The organism is Beduini sp., assembly GCF_047239305.1.
GTDB lineage: Bacteria > Bacillota_I > Bacilli_A > Erysipelotrichales > Coprobacillaceae > Beduini.
Genome location: NZ_JBKTEM010000002.1, coordinates 100,241 through 119,792, shown reverse-complemented (window position 1 = coordinate 119,792; position 19,552 = coordinate 100,241). Strand labels below are relative to the sequence as shown.

General features: G+C 36.3%; 18 protein-coding genes. 2 read left to right on the top strand and 16 right to left on the bottom strand.

Translation table 11 applies throughout. From position 1 onward, the window contains the following. Positions 1 to 43 precede the first annotated feature (43 nt). Entirely contained in the window at positions 44 to 1,414 is a 1,371-nt protein-coding gene (locus tag ACLRVU_RS04350; protein ID WP_412890840.1) for a glycoside hydrolase family 1 protein, read from the bottom strand. A 238-nt stretch (positions 1,415 to 1,652) separates the two neighbouring features. Here ACLRVU_RS04350 and ACLRVU_RS04345 point away from each other — a divergent pair, with 238 nt between their 5' ends. Then, positions 1,653 to 2,219 (top strand): HD domain-containing protein, encoded by a 567-nt coding sequence (locus ACLRVU_RS04345; protein WP_412890839.1) that lies wholly within the window; start codon positions 1,653 to 1,655, stop codon positions 2,217 to 2,219. 94 nt (positions 2,220 to 2,313) lie between these two features. Here ACLRVU_RS04345 and ACLRVU_RS04340 read toward each other — a convergent pair whose 3' ends face one another. From ACLRVU_RS04340 to ACLRVU_RS04290, 11 genes are all read right to left on the bottom strand, one after another. Next, positions 2,314 to 3,210 (bottom strand): N-acetylglucosamine kinase, encoded by an 897-nt coding sequence (locus tag ACLRVU_RS04340; RefSeq protein ID WP_412890838.1) that lies wholly within the window; start codon positions 3,208 to 3,210, stop codon positions 2,314 to 2,316. Then, a complete protein-coding gene (locus ACLRVU_RS04335; protein WP_412890837.1) occupies positions 3,192 to 4,382 on the bottom strand; it encodes a PTS transporter subunit EIIC in 1,191 nt (396 codons plus the stop codon). Before ACLRVU_RS04335 ends, ACLRVU_RS04340 begins: the two co-directional genes overlap by 19 nt. Further along, a complete protein-coding gene (gene anmK, locus ACLRVU_RS04330) occupies positions 4,376 to 5,527 on the bottom strand; it encodes an anhydro-N-acetylmuramic acid kinase AnmK (RefSeq protein WP_412890836.1) in 1,152 nt (383 codons plus the stop codon). The genes ACLRVU_RS04335 and anmK overlap by 7 nt, the downstream gene beginning before the upstream one ends. Positions 5,528 to 5,557: 30 nt before the next feature. Continuing rightward, entirely contained in the window at positions 5,558 to 6,469 is a 912-nt protein-coding gene (murQ, locus tag ACLRVU_RS04325) for an N-acetylmuramic acid 6-phosphate etherase (RefSeq protein WP_412890835.1), read from the bottom strand. Between the two features lie 20 nt (positions 6,470 to 6,489). Continuing rightward, positions 6,490 to 7,524, bottom strand: a complete 1,035-nt coding sequence (locus ACLRVU_RS04320; protein ID WP_412890834.1) for a MupG family TIM beta-alpha barrel fold protein — start codon at positions 7,522 to 7,524, stop codon at positions 6,490 to 6,492. Positions 7,525 to 7,533: 9 nt separating this feature from the next. After that, positions 7,534 to 8,826, bottom strand: a complete 1,293-nt coding sequence (locus ACLRVU_RS04315; protein ID WP_147549644.1) for a PTS sugar transporter subunit IIC — start codon at positions 8,824 to 8,826, stop codon at positions 7,534 to 7,536. Positions 8,827 to 8,924: 98 nt separating this feature from the next. Then, positions 8,925 to 9,956 carry a serine hydrolase domain-containing protein gene (locus ACLRVU_RS04310; RefSeq protein ID WP_412890833.1) on the bottom strand — a complete coding sequence of 344 codons (1,032 nt, stop codon included), beginning with the start codon at positions 9,954 to 9,956 and terminating at the stop codon, positions 8,925 to 8,927. Positions 9,957 to 10,204: 248 nt separating this feature from the next. Next, positions 10,205 to 10,885 carry a dihydrofolate reductase family protein gene (locus ACLRVU_RS04305; protein ID WP_412890832.1) on the bottom strand — a complete coding sequence of 227 codons (681 nt, stop codon included), beginning with the start codon at positions 10,883 to 10,885 and terminating at the stop codon, positions 10,205 to 10,207. 250 nt (positions 10,886 to 11,135) lie between these two features. Beyond that, a complete protein-coding gene (locus ACLRVU_RS04300) occupies positions 11,136 to 11,975 on the bottom strand; it encodes a MurR/RpiR family transcriptional regulator (protein WP_412890831.1) in 840 nt (279 codons plus the stop codon). Positions 11,976 to 12,069: 94 nt separating this feature from the next. Next, a complete protein-coding gene (locus tag ACLRVU_RS04295) occupies positions 12,070 to 14,151 on the bottom strand; it encodes a glutamine synthetase III (protein WP_412890830.1) in 2,082 nt (693 codons plus the stop codon). A gap of 172 nt (positions 14,152 to 14,323) precedes the next feature. Next, complete coding sequence (locus ACLRVU_RS04290) at positions 14,324 to 15,118, bottom strand: alpha/beta hydrolase (protein ID WP_412890829.1); 795 nt, start codon at positions 15,116 to 15,118, stop codon at positions 14,324 to 14,326. 89 nt (positions 15,119 to 15,207) lie between these two features. On the opposite strand from ACLRVU_RS04290, the gene ACLRVU_RS04285 reads away from it, so the two are divergent. After that, on the top strand, positions 15,208 to 17,328 hold the full coding sequence (locus ACLRVU_RS04285) for an Abi family protein (protein ID WP_412890828.1): 2,121 nt from the start codon (positions 15,208 to 15,210) through the stop codon (positions 17,326 to 17,328). On the opposite strand, the gene ACLRVU_RS04280 is transcribed toward ACLRVU_RS04285, so the two are convergent. Genes ACLRVU_RS04280 through yfcE form a run of 4 tightly spaced genes read right to left on the bottom strand, consistent with a single transcriptional unit; the run spans position 17,322 to position 19,544 of the window. Further along, on the bottom strand, positions 17,322 to 17,759 hold the full coding sequence (locus tag ACLRVU_RS04280; RefSeq protein ID WP_412890827.1) for a threonine/serine exporter family protein: 438 nt from the start codon (positions 17,757 to 17,759) through the stop codon (positions 17,322 to 17,324). The genes ACLRVU_RS04285 and ACLRVU_RS04280 overlap by 7 nt on opposite strands. After that, positions 17,756 to 18,526: a threonine/serine exporter family protein gene (locus tag ACLRVU_RS04275; RefSeq protein ID WP_412890826.1), complete on the bottom strand. Its 771-nt coding sequence runs from the start codon at positions 18,524 to 18,526 to the stop codon at positions 17,756 to 17,758. Before ACLRVU_RS04275 ends, ACLRVU_RS04280 begins: the two co-directional genes overlap by 4 nt. A gap of 42 nt (positions 18,527 to 18,568) precedes the next feature. Next, positions 18,569 to 18,997 (bottom strand): GNAT family N-acetyltransferase, encoded by a 429-nt coding sequence (locus ACLRVU_RS04270; RefSeq protein ID WP_412890825.1) that lies wholly within the window; start codon positions 18,995 to 18,997, stop codon positions 18,569 to 18,571. Next, positions 18,987 to 19,544, bottom strand: a complete 558-nt coding sequence (yfcE, locus tag ACLRVU_RS04265; protein ID WP_412890824.1) for a phosphodiesterase — start codon at positions 19,542 to 19,544, stop codon at positions 18,987 to 18,989. Before yfcE ends, ACLRVU_RS04270 begins: the two co-directional genes overlap by 11 nt. Positions 19,545 to 19,552: the final 8 nt, after the last annotated feature.

Here is a 19,552-nt window from a genome sequence, read left to right as displayed (position 1 = left end):
AATCAAAACAATGTGTGAAAAAAGCATTAGATACTTTACATATCTAATGCTTAGAAATAAAATCTTTATACCAGTAATAAGAGGCTTTAGGTTTTCTTTTCAAATGATCTTCAAAATCGATTGCCACTAGACCATAACGTTTTTCACACCCATTTTTCCATGAATACAAATCAAACGTTGACCAAGCATAATACCCTCTTACATCAGCGCCTTCTTCTTTTGCTTTTAAGATGGCTTCAATATGTTCTTTCATAAATTCGATGCGATAACGATCATCAACTTGCTCCACAGTAACATCTTCACTGACCCCTATGCCATTTTCGGTTATAAAAATAGGTAAATGATATTTCTGCCAAGCATCCAAAATTCCCTCATAAAGTCCCTGCGGATAAATCTCCGTATCCCATTCTGTCTTTTTAGTATTAGGATCTGCTACTTGTTCAAACCATCCTTTAATAATTGTTTTACTTGTCCCTTTACCCGCTTTTCCTTTATTGTTGACAATTAATGTGGTCTCTCCTGTTGTATAAGGTTGAACCAAAGCACGAGAATAATAATTGAGTCCAATAAAATCAACTGTATTATGTTTGATAACCGTCAATTTATCAGGTGTCATATAAGACAGGTCATGTCCTTCACTTGATAGTTTCCCTAGCATATCAATAGGAATTTCCCCTAAAGCGGCGGTGTCTAATACCCAGTTATTGCAGTAATTGTCTGCATAGCGCATAGCAATTCTTGTTTCCACAGTATTATCAACGCCATTAACCGGCGTGTAGCTATGCACGATCCCAATCTTTCCGGGATAATTTCCTTCTCTAAATACCTTGATCGCTAAAGCCGAAGCATACATGACATGAAAAGCCCCCTTGATTGTCATATCTACATCATGACAGCCAGGCGGATAATTACCAATAAAATATCCGTTGAAAATAAACCAACGTGGTTCATTAAACGTTACCCATATATCGACTAAATCATGAAAACGATTAAAGCATACTTTGGCATAGTGAAGAAAAGCTTGACATGTTTCTTCATTTTGCCATCCTCCCTGTGCTTCTAAATACTGTGGAAGATCCCAATGATAGATTGTTACATTAGGTATTAGTCCATAGCGGTGGCACGCTTTTAATACAGAACGATAAAAAGCGATGCCTTCTTCATTCACTTCCCCTTGTGGATTCTTAATAATTCTTGGCCATGATAAAGAAAACCGAAACGAGTTCTGTCCGCCTTCTTTTGCCATCTTTAAATCTTCATCGAAACGATGATAAAAATCACTTGCAACATCACCGTTCTCCAACTGAAGCTCATGCAGATAATGATCCCACATACTTTCAAGTTTATTATCTTCCTGCCATGCACCTTCACATTGATAAGATGCTGTAGCACTTCCCCATAAAAATTTTTCCATGTTATTCACCTCTGCTTTTATTATAAACAACTTTATATCAATCGTATGTAGAATTACAGAAACTGAAAGAGAACTTAAAATATTTTATATTTGATGTACGTTTCTATCAATCTTTAATCTAATTCTTCTCTCATTTAATACATAAAATTACTCAATGCTACTGCTGCTTGGATTAACCTATATTTTTTTACCTATGATACAATATAAACACACTAAATTTAGCGATAAGGAGATTAATATGAGAACAGATATTTTAGACTATTTACAACAGGATGTGTATTCAAGATGTACAAAACCAACTAACAGATTTGGAATGGGCTGCTATTACCATATAGAAGCAGTTGTTAAAAATGGAGAGTTGCTGGCAGAAAAATATGGAGCAGATAAAGAAATAGTGATGATTGCCGCTTGGCTGCATGATATTGCTTCGATTACAGATTACGCTTTATATGAAGATCATCATATTCATGGTGCAGATATTGCTTATGATCTTTTAACTGAACTTTCCTATGAACAAGATAAAATAGAGTTAGTGCAAAAATGTATTAAAAATCATAGAGGAAGCAAAAAGACTGATAAGAACAGTGTTGAAGAATTATGTGTTGCCGATGCAGATGCAATATCTCATTTTGATAGCTTGCCAAGCCTTTTATATCTTGCTTATAAAGAAAGAGATATGGATATTGAAAAAGGAATCGAATTTGTAAAGGGAAAATTAGAAAGAAGTTTTAATAAATTATCTCCGGAAAGTAAGGCTTACTATAAAAATAAATATCAGCAAGTAATGTCTGTACTGAATCAATAAATATGTCAACTACTAAATAAGAACCTGTCAGTGCAGGTTCTCTTTCATTTTCCTTTATTCACTTAAATAAGTCTTTGTATAATATCAAACATTATTATAATCTTTCTTTAGCTAACAGATAAGCTCCGTATTCCGGTGGATACAGTGGTGGAATTAAAGTAATCTTAGAATCTAAATAGTACTTTAATGGATCTAAAATATACTGTTCTGCTTTAAATACACCGCCAATATAAGAAACGGTCACTGGTCCATCAAAATTCTTTGATAATGTATTGAGCATCATTGCAATTTCTAAAGCTGCTTCTTCATATATTTTGATGGCATAGCTATCCTGGTGCATAGCGGCTTGCCATACAATAACAGCCATTTTTGCAATTTTATCCCGTTCATTATTAATAACATTATTCATATAGGTAATTAATTCATGATCTGCTTGAATATGCAGATGTTGTTTAAGAGCATCGTATAAATATGTTTTAGGCAAACGCCCATCACTTTGCTTACAGAATATTGCAAGCAGTTTTTTGGCGATCCAATAGGCACTGCCCTCATCTCCTAAACTGTATCCCCAGCCACCGCATCGGATTTCTCGGTTACCCTGTTTAGCTAAAGCAATCGATCCCGTACCGGCAATAACCATTATTCCATCCTGTCCGTTAAGTGCACCATGTAATGCTGTTTCAACATCGTTGGTTAATGTATAAGGAATATTAGTAAACGCTTGATCACAGATATCTTCGATCTTATTACGTAATTGGGGATTCTGTCCGTAGCCTGCAAGTCCAAGCCCTATCTTTAAACGAGACCTAGCTTGTGGATATTGTTCAAGCAAATAATAAATTCCTTCTTTTAAAATAGAAATGATCTGCTCCTTTGATACCTGTAAGATATGACAGGTTCCCAATACAGTTTGTGCAAGGAGTACTCCGTTTTCATTATATAAAGCAAATTTTGTCTTGGTTCCACCACCATCTATTCCTGCATAATACATGCTGCTCCTCCTGTTTCTTCTGATTTTTTTAATTGTTTATCATAATAAATAAAGAACGGCAGATAAACTATAATAGAAATAATAAATAAAACAATAAGTAAAATAAGAATCTTCAATGTCCCTCCGCTGCTGATGAATCCGCCTAAAAGAAAAGGGAATACCCATGGAGATAAAAATGAAGGATACAATAAAGAATGAGGAAATATCCAAATATAGCTGACAATCGCACAAAGACAGGGGGTCAGAAAGAACGGTATCATCATTACTTTATTCATCACGATGGGAGTGCCGAAAATTATCTGTTCATTAATATTTACCCAGCCAGATTTGATTGCTGCTTTTCCTAATGCACGTAAATGATTACTTTTTGAAAAACAGCGCATCAAAATAACAAGTCCTAAAGTAGTGCCGCTGCCGCCAATCCAAACATGCCATTGATAAAAGGGTTCTGTACCGATATACAAGGGAGATTGATTTCCTAATAGATTAGACATATTCAGCATCAGCATTTGCAGCCAAAACGGACGGAGCAAGGTACTGATAAAAGCTACTCCATGCATTCCTGTACTCCAAAAAAATACAGTAATCAACACAACAATTAAAATTCCATAAATAGAATTGATAGCAAAGTAAATCCCATTAATAAGCATTAATAACATTGGATAAATGCTTACCCCACAATAAATAATAACTGCCATTATAATGAAATTTAAGCATAATAACACTATTTTATGAAGATAATCACCGGCTCCCTGTGGCAAGACACCTTTTATACTAGGAACTTTAGAACTAACATGAAGAAATGAATTTAATATAAAAGTAAAGAAAAGAATGGACAGACAGCCTTCCAGCAGAGAGACATTGCCTAAATAGCTAAATAAAAGCATGAAACTAATATCATAAGTTATAATTTCAACGACTGAGCATTGCGCATCTTGTGCATAATGATAGCCATAAGCAGCAATCAAAAAAAGTGGATAAAGCTGACAAAGAAGGAGTCCCGCTTGATCGATAGACTCCCATTTTATATAGCGATTGATCCATAAGATCAAACAGCCTGCAATAAATTCAGGAAGAAGATCAACAATTGCTTTTTTTAATGCTTTTAAATGTTTGAGATCATTCACTTTTTCTACATAGAACTGAAGCATCGGCATTCCTTTTTCTAGCATGCTTTCTTCCTTCCATATGTCAAATTACCTAATATGACAGGTTCTTTGGCGCCTGTTGCAGAGATGACGTTAGAAGGCTGACGATGTAAGGTTTCATTACCCATGACCACAAAAGCAATTGCTTCTTTTGCCGCACTGGAAAATCCTAACGATTCTTGAGTGAGTACTTCTAGTTCAGGCAGCTCCTTTTGAATAAACTGCATTAAAGTCTTATTGTATGCACCGCCGCCGCCAACAATTAATTTTTTGATTGGATAAGTGGGTAAAAGAAACTGCTTATAATTAACCGCAATAGAACGGGCTGTGAACATTGTGACTGTCGCAATAATATCTTCTTTAGGCAATTCATGATAGCGTTTTAATAAATCTAAAGTAAATGTCTGACCAAACATTTCTCGTCCTGTGGTCTTCTTTGGAACTTGTAAGATATAAGGATGTGCCATCAATTCCTTTAACATTGTTTCATTGATTTTACCGGCAGAAGCTACATGACCGCCATCATCAAAAGGGACACCGTATAGCTGAAGCATAGCTTCATCAATAATCATATTGCCCGGTCCGGTATCAAAAGCAAGTAATGGCAATGAACTTTCTTTTGGCGGAAGAACACTGACATTGCCTATACCACCGATATTTTGTAAAGCGATACACTCATTCTCTTTTTGATATAGAACTTGCTCACTATAAGGAACAAGAGGGGCTCCCTCTCCTTTAGCTGCCATATCCATGACCCTAAAATTAGAGATAACATCTACTCCGCACTCATAAGCGATCACTGCTGCTTCTCCAATCTGCAAAGTAGAACGAACATGTGTGTCATCCGCAACTGGCTGATGATAGATCGTCTGTCCATGGCTGGCAATAAAATCTAATTGGTTTAACTCAAAATCAGTCTGTTTGCAGATTGCTTTTACACTTTCCGCAAACAATTGTCCCAATTCAAAATTTAGTGAACAAATTAAATCTGTTCCTGACTGCATGGGATCACAGGCTTTTTTTATCTTTTCTTTTATATCATCTGGTATCTCATATGTATCAAAAGCTATCATTTTCACTTTTGTTGATTTCTGGGATCCAGTGATTTCACATAAAACTGCATCGATACCGTCTAATGAGGTACCGGACATCAATCCTACTGCATACATAATGATTCCTCCTAAAAATAAACAGACTGATTAATCAGCCTGTTTATCTATAATTGCATTTTTAACAAAGCCGTGATGTTTCTCTAATTGCAGACGGGCCGTTTTTTCGTCACAATCAAGTAAGATCATCACAATCGCTATTTTTGTTTGACGATGGCTTTTTTCAAACACTATAGAAGCCTGTTCATAGCTGCATTCCGTTGCTTCCATTATAATGTGTTTGCTTCTTTCCACTAATTTTTCATTGGTTGGCTTCATATCTACCATCAAATTCTGATAGGTTTTCCCAATTCCTACCATAGAAGCGGTAGACAGCATATTCAATACTAGCTTTTGAGCAGTTCCAGCCTTCAAACGGGTGGATCCAGTAATAACTTCTGGACCTATTGTCATATCAATCGCCAGTTTTGCTACCTGCCCTATTTTACTGTTTGGATTACAGGCAATAGAAATTGTGAAAGCACCGATCTCATTAGCAGCTTTTAATGCTCCGATCGTGTGTGGTGTTCTTCCACTTGCAGCAATACCCACGACAATATCATCAGCGGTAATATCCGCATTATAAATATCTTGATAACCGCCTTCTTCATTATCTTCAGCGCCTTCTTTTGCTTTCACGAAAGCACTGTCACCTCCGGCAATGATTCCTTGAACTTCATCTGTAGTTCCGAATGTAGGCGGACATTCCACAGCATCCAATACACCTAAACGTCCGCTTGTTCCGGAACCGACATAATAAAGTTTGCCACCATTTTTTAAAGCATATATGATCTTTTCAACGGCTTTTTCAATTTGCGGTAAGACTTCTTTTACTTTAAGAGGGACACTTGCATCTTCCTCATTCATGATTTCTAAGAATTGATGAATACTCATATCATCTAAGTTCATTGTTTTGGGATTTCTACTTTCAGTCACTAAGTGAGTGATTTCAATTTTTGCCATAAGACCCTCCTAAATTCTTTTTATAATTTTTCAAATATAATGATTGTATCATTATCGATGTAATTCAATAACTCCACATATTCCGGATGAATGAATCCAATCACATTGACACGTGCATCCATTCCCATGTCTATCTTATTCAAATGAATTTCACCGCTGTAGCGTCCCGCTAAAGCATTCTGCATAGTGATACTTCCTCTTGGACGACGGGTATTATGATATACTTCTACATCACTGACTCTTTGCACTGCCAAGCGAATCACCTGTTCAGCCTGATCTTTTCTAATCTGAATTTCCTGATCATATAAATACTGATAGTTTTTTTCCAAATGAGCTTTAATATAAAGCTTCTTGCCTTCCATATATGCTTGAATGCTTCTCAACGTTTCTATAGAGGCCTTGCTGTCACCGATTAATACATCTTTAATTCCACAGTCATGAATTAATTCTACAGCTGCACATAATGGATGCTTTTCACGATGACATTCTAATGTTGGCAATCCTTCATATAATGGAAAACGTTTTAATACATCTCCGCAAATAAAGGCTTGAATTGTTAATCCATATTTTTTAAATATTTCATTTTTATGATTAAAGGCTTCTATTCCTAGCCCGGTTTCTTTTCTTGGATAGAAGTTGTGTGTCAACGCAATCTTTGTCATATCCACACCGGCTTCGATCGCTCCGTCAAGATACTCCTTGTTCACAACACTGGCATTCAGCATTAAATAAAAGTCTTTTTGCAGTTGTTTCACCGTTTCATAATTATCAAAGCCATAATCTAATCTTAAAGATTCAAATCCCATTTCCTTTAAACGGTGATAATCCCCTTTTTCTACTTTCAATTTGTCAAAGGTAACCGGTGATACATCGGGTACAACCTGCAATCCCAACTGCTGACACGTGTTTAGAAACAATGGTAACTTTTGATCTAAATCACTGTAGTCTTCTTCGGGGATATGCAAAGAAGTAAATACATACTTTGCTCCACATTGGGCTGCTTCTTTTAAATATTCTACATCTAAATCTTTAAAATATACAGAGATTCCTAACATGTTTTTCTCCTATTCAGCTTGTAAGCCTTCTTTTTCTTTCTTTAAATCCTGTTTTTCAATTGTTTTAATAAATGGATAAAATACTAACGCTAAGATTACCCAGGTAATAATGACAAACAAGGTTGCCGGTATATTACCTGCCGTGGCAATATAGGTTTTTATTGGTGCCGGTGTAATCCATGGTGCAATTAAGACCGGTACCGGCAATATGCCTGTGATGGTCAAAATCACTGCGACAATAGCTACAACAACATAACTAATAACAAACGGAATCATCATTAATGGGTTCATTACGATTGGCAGACCGAAGATCAATGGTTCTCCGATGTTGAAGAAAGCTGCCGGTAAGGCAAGTAACCCTAATGTTTTAATACGTTTTGACTTAGAGAAACACATTACAATCGCAAGAGGTGCTAACCCAGTCCAAATATAGTTGTCATAGAAGACACCGCTGAACATATGAGGCAATGCTGTTCCGGCTTCCATTGCGGCAATGTTGGCTACATTCATCTGTGTCCAAATTGGTGTCGCTACAGCACCCACAACGTTTCCTCCATGAATTCCGACTGCCCATAAAATACGATTTAAGAATGTCGCGGTAAAGACAGTAGCTGGTGAATCTCCGGCATTAATTAACGGAGTAAAGACATCCATGATCATCTGTGGTAAGTTCAAGTTTAATACTACACGTACAAACCACCAGATCGTAACGATAATAGCTGTCGGGATTAAAGCAACGAATGCTTGTGATACCATGGTAGGCACCCCTTCAGGCATTTTGATGACTAATTTCTTACGTACAAAGAAACGATATAATTCCACAGTCACAATGGCAATGACCAATGCGGCAAAGACTCCCTTTGCTCCTAAAAAATCAGTTGGCAGCCCGGAAAAAGATCCGGCTTTATCTGATCCTTCAACCACTGTTTTAACAGTCTGAGCGGGAATCATCAGTAAGAATGATGCAACAGAAAGAATGATTGGCGCTAAAAAGTCATTTCTTTCACCCTTTTTAGAATTATAATATTCAATTGTTGCATAAGCAGCTGTCACAGAAACATAAAGTCCGATAAAGCTTGTTCCGATTCCAGATGCTGATGAAAATTTAGCTGCAAATGTTCCGATGAATTCCTTATACCCAGGAATTGGCAATGCCGCTAAAAGCAAGAATAATGATCCGACGATCAATAATCCGGTAAACGTGATAAATGTTCTTTGAATGATTTGAACATACTTCAAATTTGAGAATTTAATAAGCGGTGGCGCTATCTTCTCTTCAATAAACCCTGTAAACTTCTCCATAGTGTTCTCCTTTCGCTCCCAAATATTGGAATGGCTTACATACTCAGTATAACAAATAAAAATTATATTTCAATATAAAAATGTAAATTTGTGAAATATTATTTCATTAAAAATTCATAGAACTGATTTCGCCATTCTAATATCAATGAATTATCACGCGTTGGATGAATACGATTGCTTAAAACAATTACAGCTAATTCTAAGTCAAAATCTACCATGATTGATGTTCCCGTAAAACCGGTATGCATGATTGCCCGTTTAGAATGAAATGGTGTTATGCGCAATGGATCACTGTTGATAAACCCGATCCCCCGATTGCCATTGACATTAGGCGTTCGATTTTGATAAAGTAAAGCAATACTTTTTGGCTCTAATATTGTCCGGTCTTTATATTTCCCTCCATCTAGTAGCATCTTTGCATAATGGCTTAGATCATAGATCGTTGAGAATAATCCGGCATGACCGGATATTCCCTGCATCATACGGCACTTTCGGTCATGTACCTCTCCACGAATCACTCGCTTTAAAACAGGGGAATTTTCTGTTGGCGCACAGCGCTGTCTCCATGCAGGATCAGGAAGATAGCTAGTTTCTCTCATCTCCATAGGTAAAAACAGCCATTCTTTACTTAATTCAGCTAAAGATCTTTTAGTGATGGTTTCAATGATTTCACCTAAAAGAATAAATCCCAAATCAGAATAGATAATCTGCTTTCCCGGTTCTAAATCAGATGTTAATTTATAAATAGCTTCTAAAATCTGGGGCTTATGGCTTCCCATTGGTAATGCTGTATCTGCCGGCAGTCCACTGGTATGAGTCAATAAATGTTCTATGGTGACCTGAGGACATTGAAATAAAGGCAGCAGGGACTGAACCGATTGATTTAGGCTTAATTTGTTTTGTTCTATAAGCTTCAAGATCAGTGGTGTTGTCACTAGAACTTTAGTCAGACTTGCCAGATCATAGATCGTCTGGCTGTCATTTATTTCTTTGTATGGATAAACACTTTTATCTCCGGCTATAAAGTATTCGCTTTTGCCGTGATCCATGATAAACACATGACATCCGCAAAAGACGCCACGCTCAATAGACTCGATTAAATAGTTTTGAATTTCCGATTTATCTTTCATAATTATTCTCCCATTATTTGAAATATTATTTCATATTTATTATGAAAGCTTTTGAGTTTTATGTCAACAACCCAAACGGAGTGAATGTTTTTTAAGAACTTTGGCTTTAAACAATAAAAGCCGCCAAAAAGCGCCTCTTATTTTTATTGCCTGTATAGCTTAATTATCACTTTTAGGGTGGCGAATCTTTACATAGACAGACACCACAAATAAGCTCCACATTAGTCAAATCAATAGTCTTAAAATTATCAGTCAATTATTGCATAGCGTAATCTGAGATATGAATCTTCCAAAACTTCACATTCCTGTAATTTCAATACTCCTAATTTAGATAATTCTTTGTCTGATAATAAGGATTTGCCATCAATCAAGGTAGATGTATCTTTACCTCCAATTAAAACAGGAGCAACAACTACATCAATATAGTCTAACAGCTTTTCACGAAGGAACAATCCGTTTAATGTGCCACCAGTTTGTACAGTGATTCTCTCACAACCATATTCCTTTTTTATTTTTACAAGTGCATCTGTCAAGGACAATTCACTTTGATAAATAATATGAAGATTGTCCTTGTCTACCTGAAAAGCCGGATGGTCTGCATTGGAGGTAATCAACACAAACTCCCTAGATAAAGCACAAAAATATCGAATACCATGCTCGTTTAAATGATTGTTATCTATTATCACAAATGAAACAGGCGTTTTATCAGGCATTTTCTTTACATTTACGCCCAGTTTTGCCTGCACCCGACCGGAATTAAGAGACCATAAATCTGTTGTCTGTTCTATTTCATAGTATTGATGTAAGCCTTCTTTAACCCCCTTAATTTCAGGAAAATCTTTATCTACATCTAAATTATCCGATGCACCAGTGCTTATTTTTCCGTCAACAGACATCAGCATAAATAATGTTGTAATCGGTCTTTCCATCTTGCTCCCTCCAAATTTGTATTTATTGAATACATTTTTTCCGCCTAAAACATACTATGCTTTCTAAAAGACATTCCTCCATATTAGTGACGGCGTTTTGTAAAAGTTGTATTGCTTCTATATTTATTCCTCCCTTGTCTATTAATATAATTGATTGGCAGCTATAAATCCTGTTCTTGTTTGCACAAATAAGTCCACTTAATAAAACTGCAAATATTTAAGTAAACAAAATAAGCCGATTGACTCGGCTTTATGATTTAAATTCTTTTACCATCTCTTTAGTTTTTAATAGGTAATCATGAGTTTGCTCTAAATTATCTTTAGCGATAGCTAAATAAAGCAAATCGGTAATAATCAAAGATGATTCACGTGAAGAAATGGCACCTATTCTTACTTCTCTTTCTTCGGTTGGGATATAAAGCAGTATATCACAATAGCGGGCTAAAGGAGATTTCTTTAATTGTGTAATCCCAATCGTCACGGCTCCACTTTCCTTTGCATAGCGCATTGCAGTGACCACTTCTTTTGTTTCTCCGCTGTAACTGATGCCTAAAGCAACATCATCTTTGGTAATATGAGCAGCATTGGTGATCTGAAAATGGGTATCATGATGATGAATCGCAAACTTACCTATACGAGATAATTTATGCAGCAGATCATCACAGACGATGCCGCTTGATCCAACCCCAAACAAATAAATATAGCGTGATGATTTCAATGACTGTACCGCTTTTTCCATTGTGCTTTCGTTCATCAGATAATAGGTTTGCTCAATCACTTGCAAATTGACCTGCTTTGTTTTTTTGATCAGCGTATGAATACTACCCTCAGCATGAATCTGTTCTGTAAAGTTTTCAATATTTCCTCCGCTTTCTTTTGCGAGTTCAACTTTCAATTCACTAAACCCGCTGAACCCGATCTTTTTTGAGAAACGAATAATTGCCGCTGCTGATGTTCCCGTCTTATCGGCTAAGACTTGGGCGGAATCATTCAGGATATCCGCATGATTATCTACGATATAGTCTGCCAGCTTTCCTTCGGTATCTGTCATCATGTTTCTCGCTTCTTTGATACGATATAAACAACTCATTTTATCACCTGCTTTCTCTCATTATAGAATATTTATCTCGCTTAGAAAAGAGATAAATATATAAAAACGGCAACAAAACGTTGCCGCATTTCATTTAAATACCAAATAAGAGTTCCATATAGGTAGGCATTGGCCAATATTTTTCATCCACAATCACTTCGATCTGATCAACTGTTTTTCTCAATAATTCCATATTCACAAAAACATCGTCACGCCATAAGGCTGCCAGTTCCCCCACTGCTGATTGTGATTCTTGACATTTACTCACATTGTTTTCTAATATAGTTAACTCGTCTTTCATTTGTGAAAGAAGTGCTGTCATTTTTTTTGCGTCTTCCACTAAGAATGATGTATCTAATCCAAGCTCTTTAGTTGCTAGAATATCTGCTGAAAAATCTCCTAAATAACTCACAATGGCTGGATAAATCTGTGTTTTTGCCATCTTGATGGCAGTTAAAGCTTCCAGCTGGATAGTTTTAATATAATTATCCAATAAGATTTCATATCTTGATGCTAATTCTACGTTTGTATAAACCCCTAAGCGATCAAACATTTCCAAATTCTTAGGTGCTCTTAAACATTCCAATGCAGATACTGTATTTTTATTATTTAATAATCCGCGGCGTGCTGCTTCTGCTTCCCATTCTGCTGAATAGCCATCGCCATTAAAAATAATGCGCTGATGATCTTTAATGAAGTCACGAATGACATCCATCAGTTCTTTTCCACTTTCAATCGCGTCGGACATTTTATTCATTTCATCTGCCAGCATTGAGTTTAATACGGTATTAGGTCCGGCGATCGATTGACTTGATCCAACCGCTCTGAATTCAAATTTATTCCCGGTAAAAGCGAATGGAGAAGTACGGTTACGATCCGTTGTATCTTTTGAGAATGTAGGGACTACAGATACCCCGGTTTGAAAACGTGCACCTTGAGCATGTGTTTTCACTTTTCCGGTAATAATATTCTCAATCAATTCATCCAATTCATCCCCTAAAAACATAGAGATAATCGCAGGTGGTGCTTCATTAGCCCCTAAACGATGATCATTTCCTGCTGTCGCAATCGACATTCTTAATAAGTCTGCATATTCATCTACCCCTTTAATGGTACAAGCTAAAGCAGCTAAGAATGGGATATTTTCTTCTGGATTTGCCCCCGGATTAAACAAGTTCATTCCGGTATTGGTAATAATAGAAAAATTATCGTGCTTTCCTGAACCGTTGATACCCTCAAAAGGTTTTTCGTGTAACAGGCAGCGAAGTCCATGTTTTTTTGCTACATCTTGCATCAGAATCATCAATAAATGGTTATTATCTGTCGTTATATTCATACGTGTATAAACACAAGCCACTTCGTGCTGTGCAGGTGCGGCTTCATTATGCTTTGTTTTAGATGGAATCCCATATTTCCATAGTTCTTCATCTAACTCTCTCATAAAAGCTGCAACTTTACGCTTCAGACTGCCAAAATAATGATCTTCTAATTCCTGCCCTTTTGGTGCCATAGCCCCAAACAATGTGCGTCCGGTTAGTTTTAAATCCATACGCTCTTGGAAATAACGGTCATCAACTAAAAAGTATTCCTGTTCCGCTCCCACGCTCGCATACGCACTGGTTACTTCTGTATGCCCAATCAAATGCATCAAACGTACCACAGCACTGTTTAAAGCATCCATCGATCTTAATAATGGTGTTTTTTTATCTAAAGCTTCTCCTGTATAAGAACAAAATAAGGTTGGAATATAAAGAGAACCCTCTTTAACAAAAGCAGGTGAAGTACAATCCCACGCCGTATATCCACGCGCTTCAAATGTTGCACGAAGTCCTCCTGATGGAAATGATGAAGCATCCGGCTCCCCTTTTCTAAGTGTTTTTCCACTGAATTCTGTAATCGCATGTCCTTGTCCATCGGGTTCCAAAAATGAATCATGTTTTTCCGCAGTCAATCCTGTCATCGGCATGAACCAATGTGTAAAGTGCGTTGCTCCATTTTCCATCGCCCAAATTTTCATCGCATTCGCAATAACCGTTGCTGTTTCCCTTGATAAGGCTTCTCCATTCTGTAAGGCTTCATGAAATGCCTTATATGTTGATTTAGGAATGCGTGCTTTCATGGTATCATCTGTAAATGTTTTACACCCATAAGTTTCAATAATTTTATTCATATCCATCTGTCAAATTCCTCCCCTATTTAGCCTGTTATCCTGTTCTTTAAACTTACAGGATAATTATATCATCAGATCTTTTACTGTCAATAAAATCATTCTTTAATATATATGGTAAATTTACTAAATAAATACAAATAAAATGATTTTACCCGCCTTCTCTTCTGATAAAAGTAAATTATTTACCATTTTTATGTAAGGGCTCACTTAATCTTATGACTAATTCACAAAATGACGGACTGTCATACAGCTCTGAAAAAGGAGAATGTCCGCTTTTAGGCATCTCATAAATTTTTTTGATTTTTCCAAACTTCTCCAACGGTTCAGTAACTCCTTCAATGGGATGTGGATCATATTTGCCCTGTATTAGATATACCGGACAATTAATCTTAGTAAAGATTTTCTCCCACTTTCCCTCCTGACGCCACTGACTCGCTTCCTGCCAGATCGCATCATACATACTGCCATCCGTTTTTCCTTCACAGATAAGTTTTGAGTTGAGACAGTAATTATCCGCCTTCTCTACTAAACTGCCTAGATAATACAATGCTGCATCCTTGTTTTCATCTGCTGGATCTCCTAGTTTTTTCAAAAGAGTTTGAAACTGTTCTTTTTCTTCTAAAGTAAAACGCTGGTACCTTCTTTCTTCAATCATTGAAACATAGCGTTCAGCTAATGGCGGACACCCCACCAAAATAACATTCTCTACAAGCTCAGGATAACGCTTGGCAAAGAGCCCTGCCAGCCACGCACCCCAAGAATGTCCTAATAATGTTACTTTATGATTCAAAGGTGAGATATCCTGCTTTAATTCCTCTATAAGATCCTCGATAGTATATTTAGTCTGAATATGTTCCGCAACCCCTATGCTTTTACCTAACTGTTGAGCTAATATATGCAGAGATCCGATTGCTCCCGGTCCGCCATGAATCAAAACCAGCTGACATTCTTTCTTTCCTGAAAACTCAATCATACTTATTCCTTCTTTCTTTTTTGATAAAATACTACGTTTAAAATCAATATAGACTTGATATATGGTATAATTTCGTTGAAGGAGGTTATATGAAACAAACGTATACATACAAAAAGACAAATAAACCGGATCTTAAATGGCTCTTACAAAACAATCATTCCTATCGTCTTTTGCTTTTACAAACCTTAAATGATGAATCTCAGCTTTCGATTGTTGAGCGTACATTCACTATTTTAGAAAAGATTGATCAAGATCTCTTTATAGAACAAATAGCACGTATCTACCATAAAATCTATCTAATTAAAAACCAAATGACAATTCTCTCTTTTTTAGAAACAAAACTAGCTTTAAAAAAAGAGGAGATTGTCAAAAAATTTGATCTCTATAATGAGTATACTACATTATATAAAAAACAAGTTAAACAAAGTATTGATAAAATGAGCTTTGAAGATATGACCGGCTTTATCCTACAGCACTATCCCCGTCTTTATTTTAAAGATTTATTAGATCATCAAAAACCTTATGTCACTTCTATTTTAGACGCTTATCACCATAATGATCAAACCTTTTTAAAGGAAGAAGCCGCTATCCTATTAAAAAAAGAAGATCATTCGATTCAACAGCAAAAACATAAGCTAAAACAGCGAATCCTGCAAAAAGCAAAGAGACAGCTGCGTACCTACTTAAAATTAAAGGATCGGGAGCAAAAAAATAAACTGCTTTCCCAATTAAAAGAAACAACACAAGAAAAATTAAACGGCTATTGTGATGAAGAGGTCACTAGTTTATATGAAACGATAGATCAGGCGATGCTTTCATCACCATCCCTTTTACTGCCTGCTGTTCAATATTTTCATTATACTAAAAAAGAAGCACCGGACACCGCTGATTTAGAAGTAATCCTTTCTTTCTATAATCAGCATCATCTTTATATTAAACTTAAAAAGATTAGGAACGAACTCTTACAGTTCCCATCTATCCCTGCTTTTTTTAAACAATACTACCTTGCCTATCAGAATAGTAAAATCAGTGAAACGATTAATCAGCTGGATATTCTGATTGAAGATATTCACATTCACAGTGAATTAAAAAAATTAGAATCCATTGGTAAACTGCTATCCATCAGCAAGAAAGAAGTAGAAGCTATTATTCGTGAAGCGGACAATAAGATAGAACCATTAAAAGATGGAAATATTTCTACTAATCAGGAGGTTCCGGAAAACTGTATAACGATTGGCGGCTTTACATTAAATGCGGATACTGTTCGTGCTAATCCCGATACATTGGAAACCTTAATCCCATTGATTAGTTTTGACAGGCTCCATCAAGTCGATCAATTACAAAAGCTGATGTATGAAGTGGGATACGATAAACTCAAAACCTATATACAAAAGCAGCCTCAGTTAGAATTTCGTAATCTTTTAGCGATCGTCAGAATTGATCGTCTCTTGCGTTATCAGTATCAGGCATTATTAGAGAGTGTTGAACTCTATTTTCGTTCGGGTTTTACACAATACTTATCCAATAAATATGATGAAATTTATGAAGTCATTGGTAAAGATACACGTCATTTCTATTATCGCGGCTACTTACGAAACTATGTTTTTGAAGATAATATCCTACATTATGAAAATATCAAAAAACTGAATACTCGCATCGATAACGAGATGATTGCCAATAATCAGCAGGTTATCGATGAATATCGGGAATGCAAATATGCAATCAGTTTTTCTACCGCTGCAGGTCTAATGACATTTGGCTGGCTGATCGGAATTTTCCAAAATTTGATTGTCGCTGAAAAGAAAGCCCTGCTGGAAGAGTATTATGTTGATTTAACACCTCAGACCTTTAATGCATGGATCGTTGGCTTAAATAATTTACGTAATAAATGCGCCCATTACCAAAGTCTTTACCGTTTATCTTCTATGAAAGAACTGCGGCCAATCATGACAAAACCGGAAGATCAGTGCGAAATGGATAAAACGATTAATCATCATTCTTTATTTTATTATACCTTGTTAGCAGTGCGCTTATCTCCCAATGAAGAAAATGTAATCGAGTTTATCGATTCTGCAGAAAGACTTTTTAGAAAAGCACATCAAGAAAACGGTTCGTTCAATTTAGAGCTGGATTATTCTTTTCCTGTAAACTGGAAAGAAATTCTGCTTAATGAAAAAAGCAGGCATATAAACAAAAAGAGGAATCAATGATGGATTCCTCTGACTACTTTAAAAACAAATCGTGTTATGGATGAAACAATCAGCAATGCAATAGCGATGGCGACTGCATTCCCTAATGTTTCAATTCCTTTCGATAAGGCTAAGTCATAATTATTCTGTATAAAATACAGCATCGTATAATAGAGTCCGGCTCCCGGTACTAATGGGAGGATCGCCGGCAAAGCAAATACGGTTACTGCATCTTTATACACTCTGGCACAGATCTCACAGATAATGCTTAGAACCAAAGCCCCTACAAAAGTAGCAATAATAGTTCCTTGTCCAAACTGCAGCATTATCTTATAGGCTGCCCATCCAAAACCACCGGCGATGCAGCCTTTTAGTATGGCTTTAAGCGGGCAGTTAAAAATATAGCCAAAACCTAAACAGGAAATAAATCCTAATAAAAATTCTGTAATCATAGCAGTCCTCCCAAATTTGAAAAGAACAGAGTAATCCCGACTCCAAAAGCAATGCCTAAAGCAATGATTAAGGCCTCTACGGTGCGAATAGTCCCCGAGAGAATATCACCATTAATAATATCACGAACCGCATTAGTTACAGCTACGCCCGGCACTAGGATCATGATCGTTCCAATAACGATGGTATCAATATCGCGAACAATTCCAAAACTCACACACATTGAGGCTAGAAATGTCATTAAGATTGCCAACAACGCATTGGCAATAAAGGCATTCATTTCATATTTTTTTAGAAACTGCATTAAATAATACGTAAAACATGTGATAATGAAAGTGACTATAAAATCAATCCAGTTTGCCGTTGGCATAAACATGATACCAAAGACACCGCAGCTGGCACTGATCGTTACTGCCCTTTGCCAGTTAGGAAGTCCCTGACAAGACTCCACATCCTTCAGCTTTTCTTGAAACTGTTCAAGCGTATAATTCTTTTTAACGATGCTTCTGGATATGTCGTTGATCTTAGATATACGCGCTAAATTTGTTTCACGCTGATAAATACGGCGGATGCGCGTATACGTATGTCCCTCGATATTGACTGATAAATAAATACAAGTTGCCAACGTAAAAACATCAATATTTTTCACACCAAACGCACGGCAAATATTGACTATGACTTCTTCTGCACGATATATTTCAGAATTGCTTTCTAACATCATACGTCCAGCTTCAAGACTTAATTCTAAGATTTGATCGATCTCTTTCATTTTATCACCCACAGCTTTTTATTATAAGCGATCCCCTATAAATTACAAGTTATACTTGAGCAAATGATGGCGTATTCCCACCTCATAAAACGGTTCTCCGCATTCTTCAAAACCAAGCTTCTGATAAAACCCTAAAGCATTCTCTCTGGCATGAACCATAATGGTTTTTACTTGCCGCTGTTTTAATTTCTGAATAGACTGTATAAACATTTCCCTTCCAATATGCCGTCGCTGAAAAGAAGGGTCAACTGCAACCTGTTTCATCTGCATTGTCTCTTGATCAATCGATCGATAGAAGCATACACCGATGATTTGAGTCTCCTCCATAACTACAATATGCAGATCTTTCTTTTCTGCTTCCAAAGGATCATCATAAATGCTCATACCTAATGGCTGCCGCAATACTTTATCTCTTAATTCCAATGCTTTTTTATAGTCTTCACTGTTCCATTCAATTTGCTTAACTTTCATCTTCGCCTCTTAGATCAATAGAAGCAACGATTTCATCTTCAAATGTCTTAATCGTAAAAATATGATCTTCATAGATGCCAAAGCTGTTGGTTCCCGCTTTAGGCAAAGAAACAGAAGAAGGATTCAGAATAAAAATATCTCCTTCTTTTTGGGCAAGCGGTACATGATAATGCCCATAGACCAAAATGTCATTCTTACTTAAAGGAGGCAAAGCATCTTTATGATAATGATGACCATGGGTTAAAAAGAAACGATGCCCGTCAATAAATAAATGGGTGTAATCACTTAACATAGGAAAATCCAGCATCATCTGATCGACTTCACTGTCACAGTTACCTCTGACACTGATAATTTTATCTTTATATTTATTCAGCATCGCCGCTACTTTTTTAGGCGCATAATCAATAGGGAGATCATTGCGTGGGCCATGGTATAGAAGATCTCCCAAAGAAATAAGATAATCACATTTTTCTTTTTCAAACTTATTTAAGCTTTTTTCCATATAATAAGCTGATCCATGTACATCAGAAATAAACATTATTTTCATTTTATTCT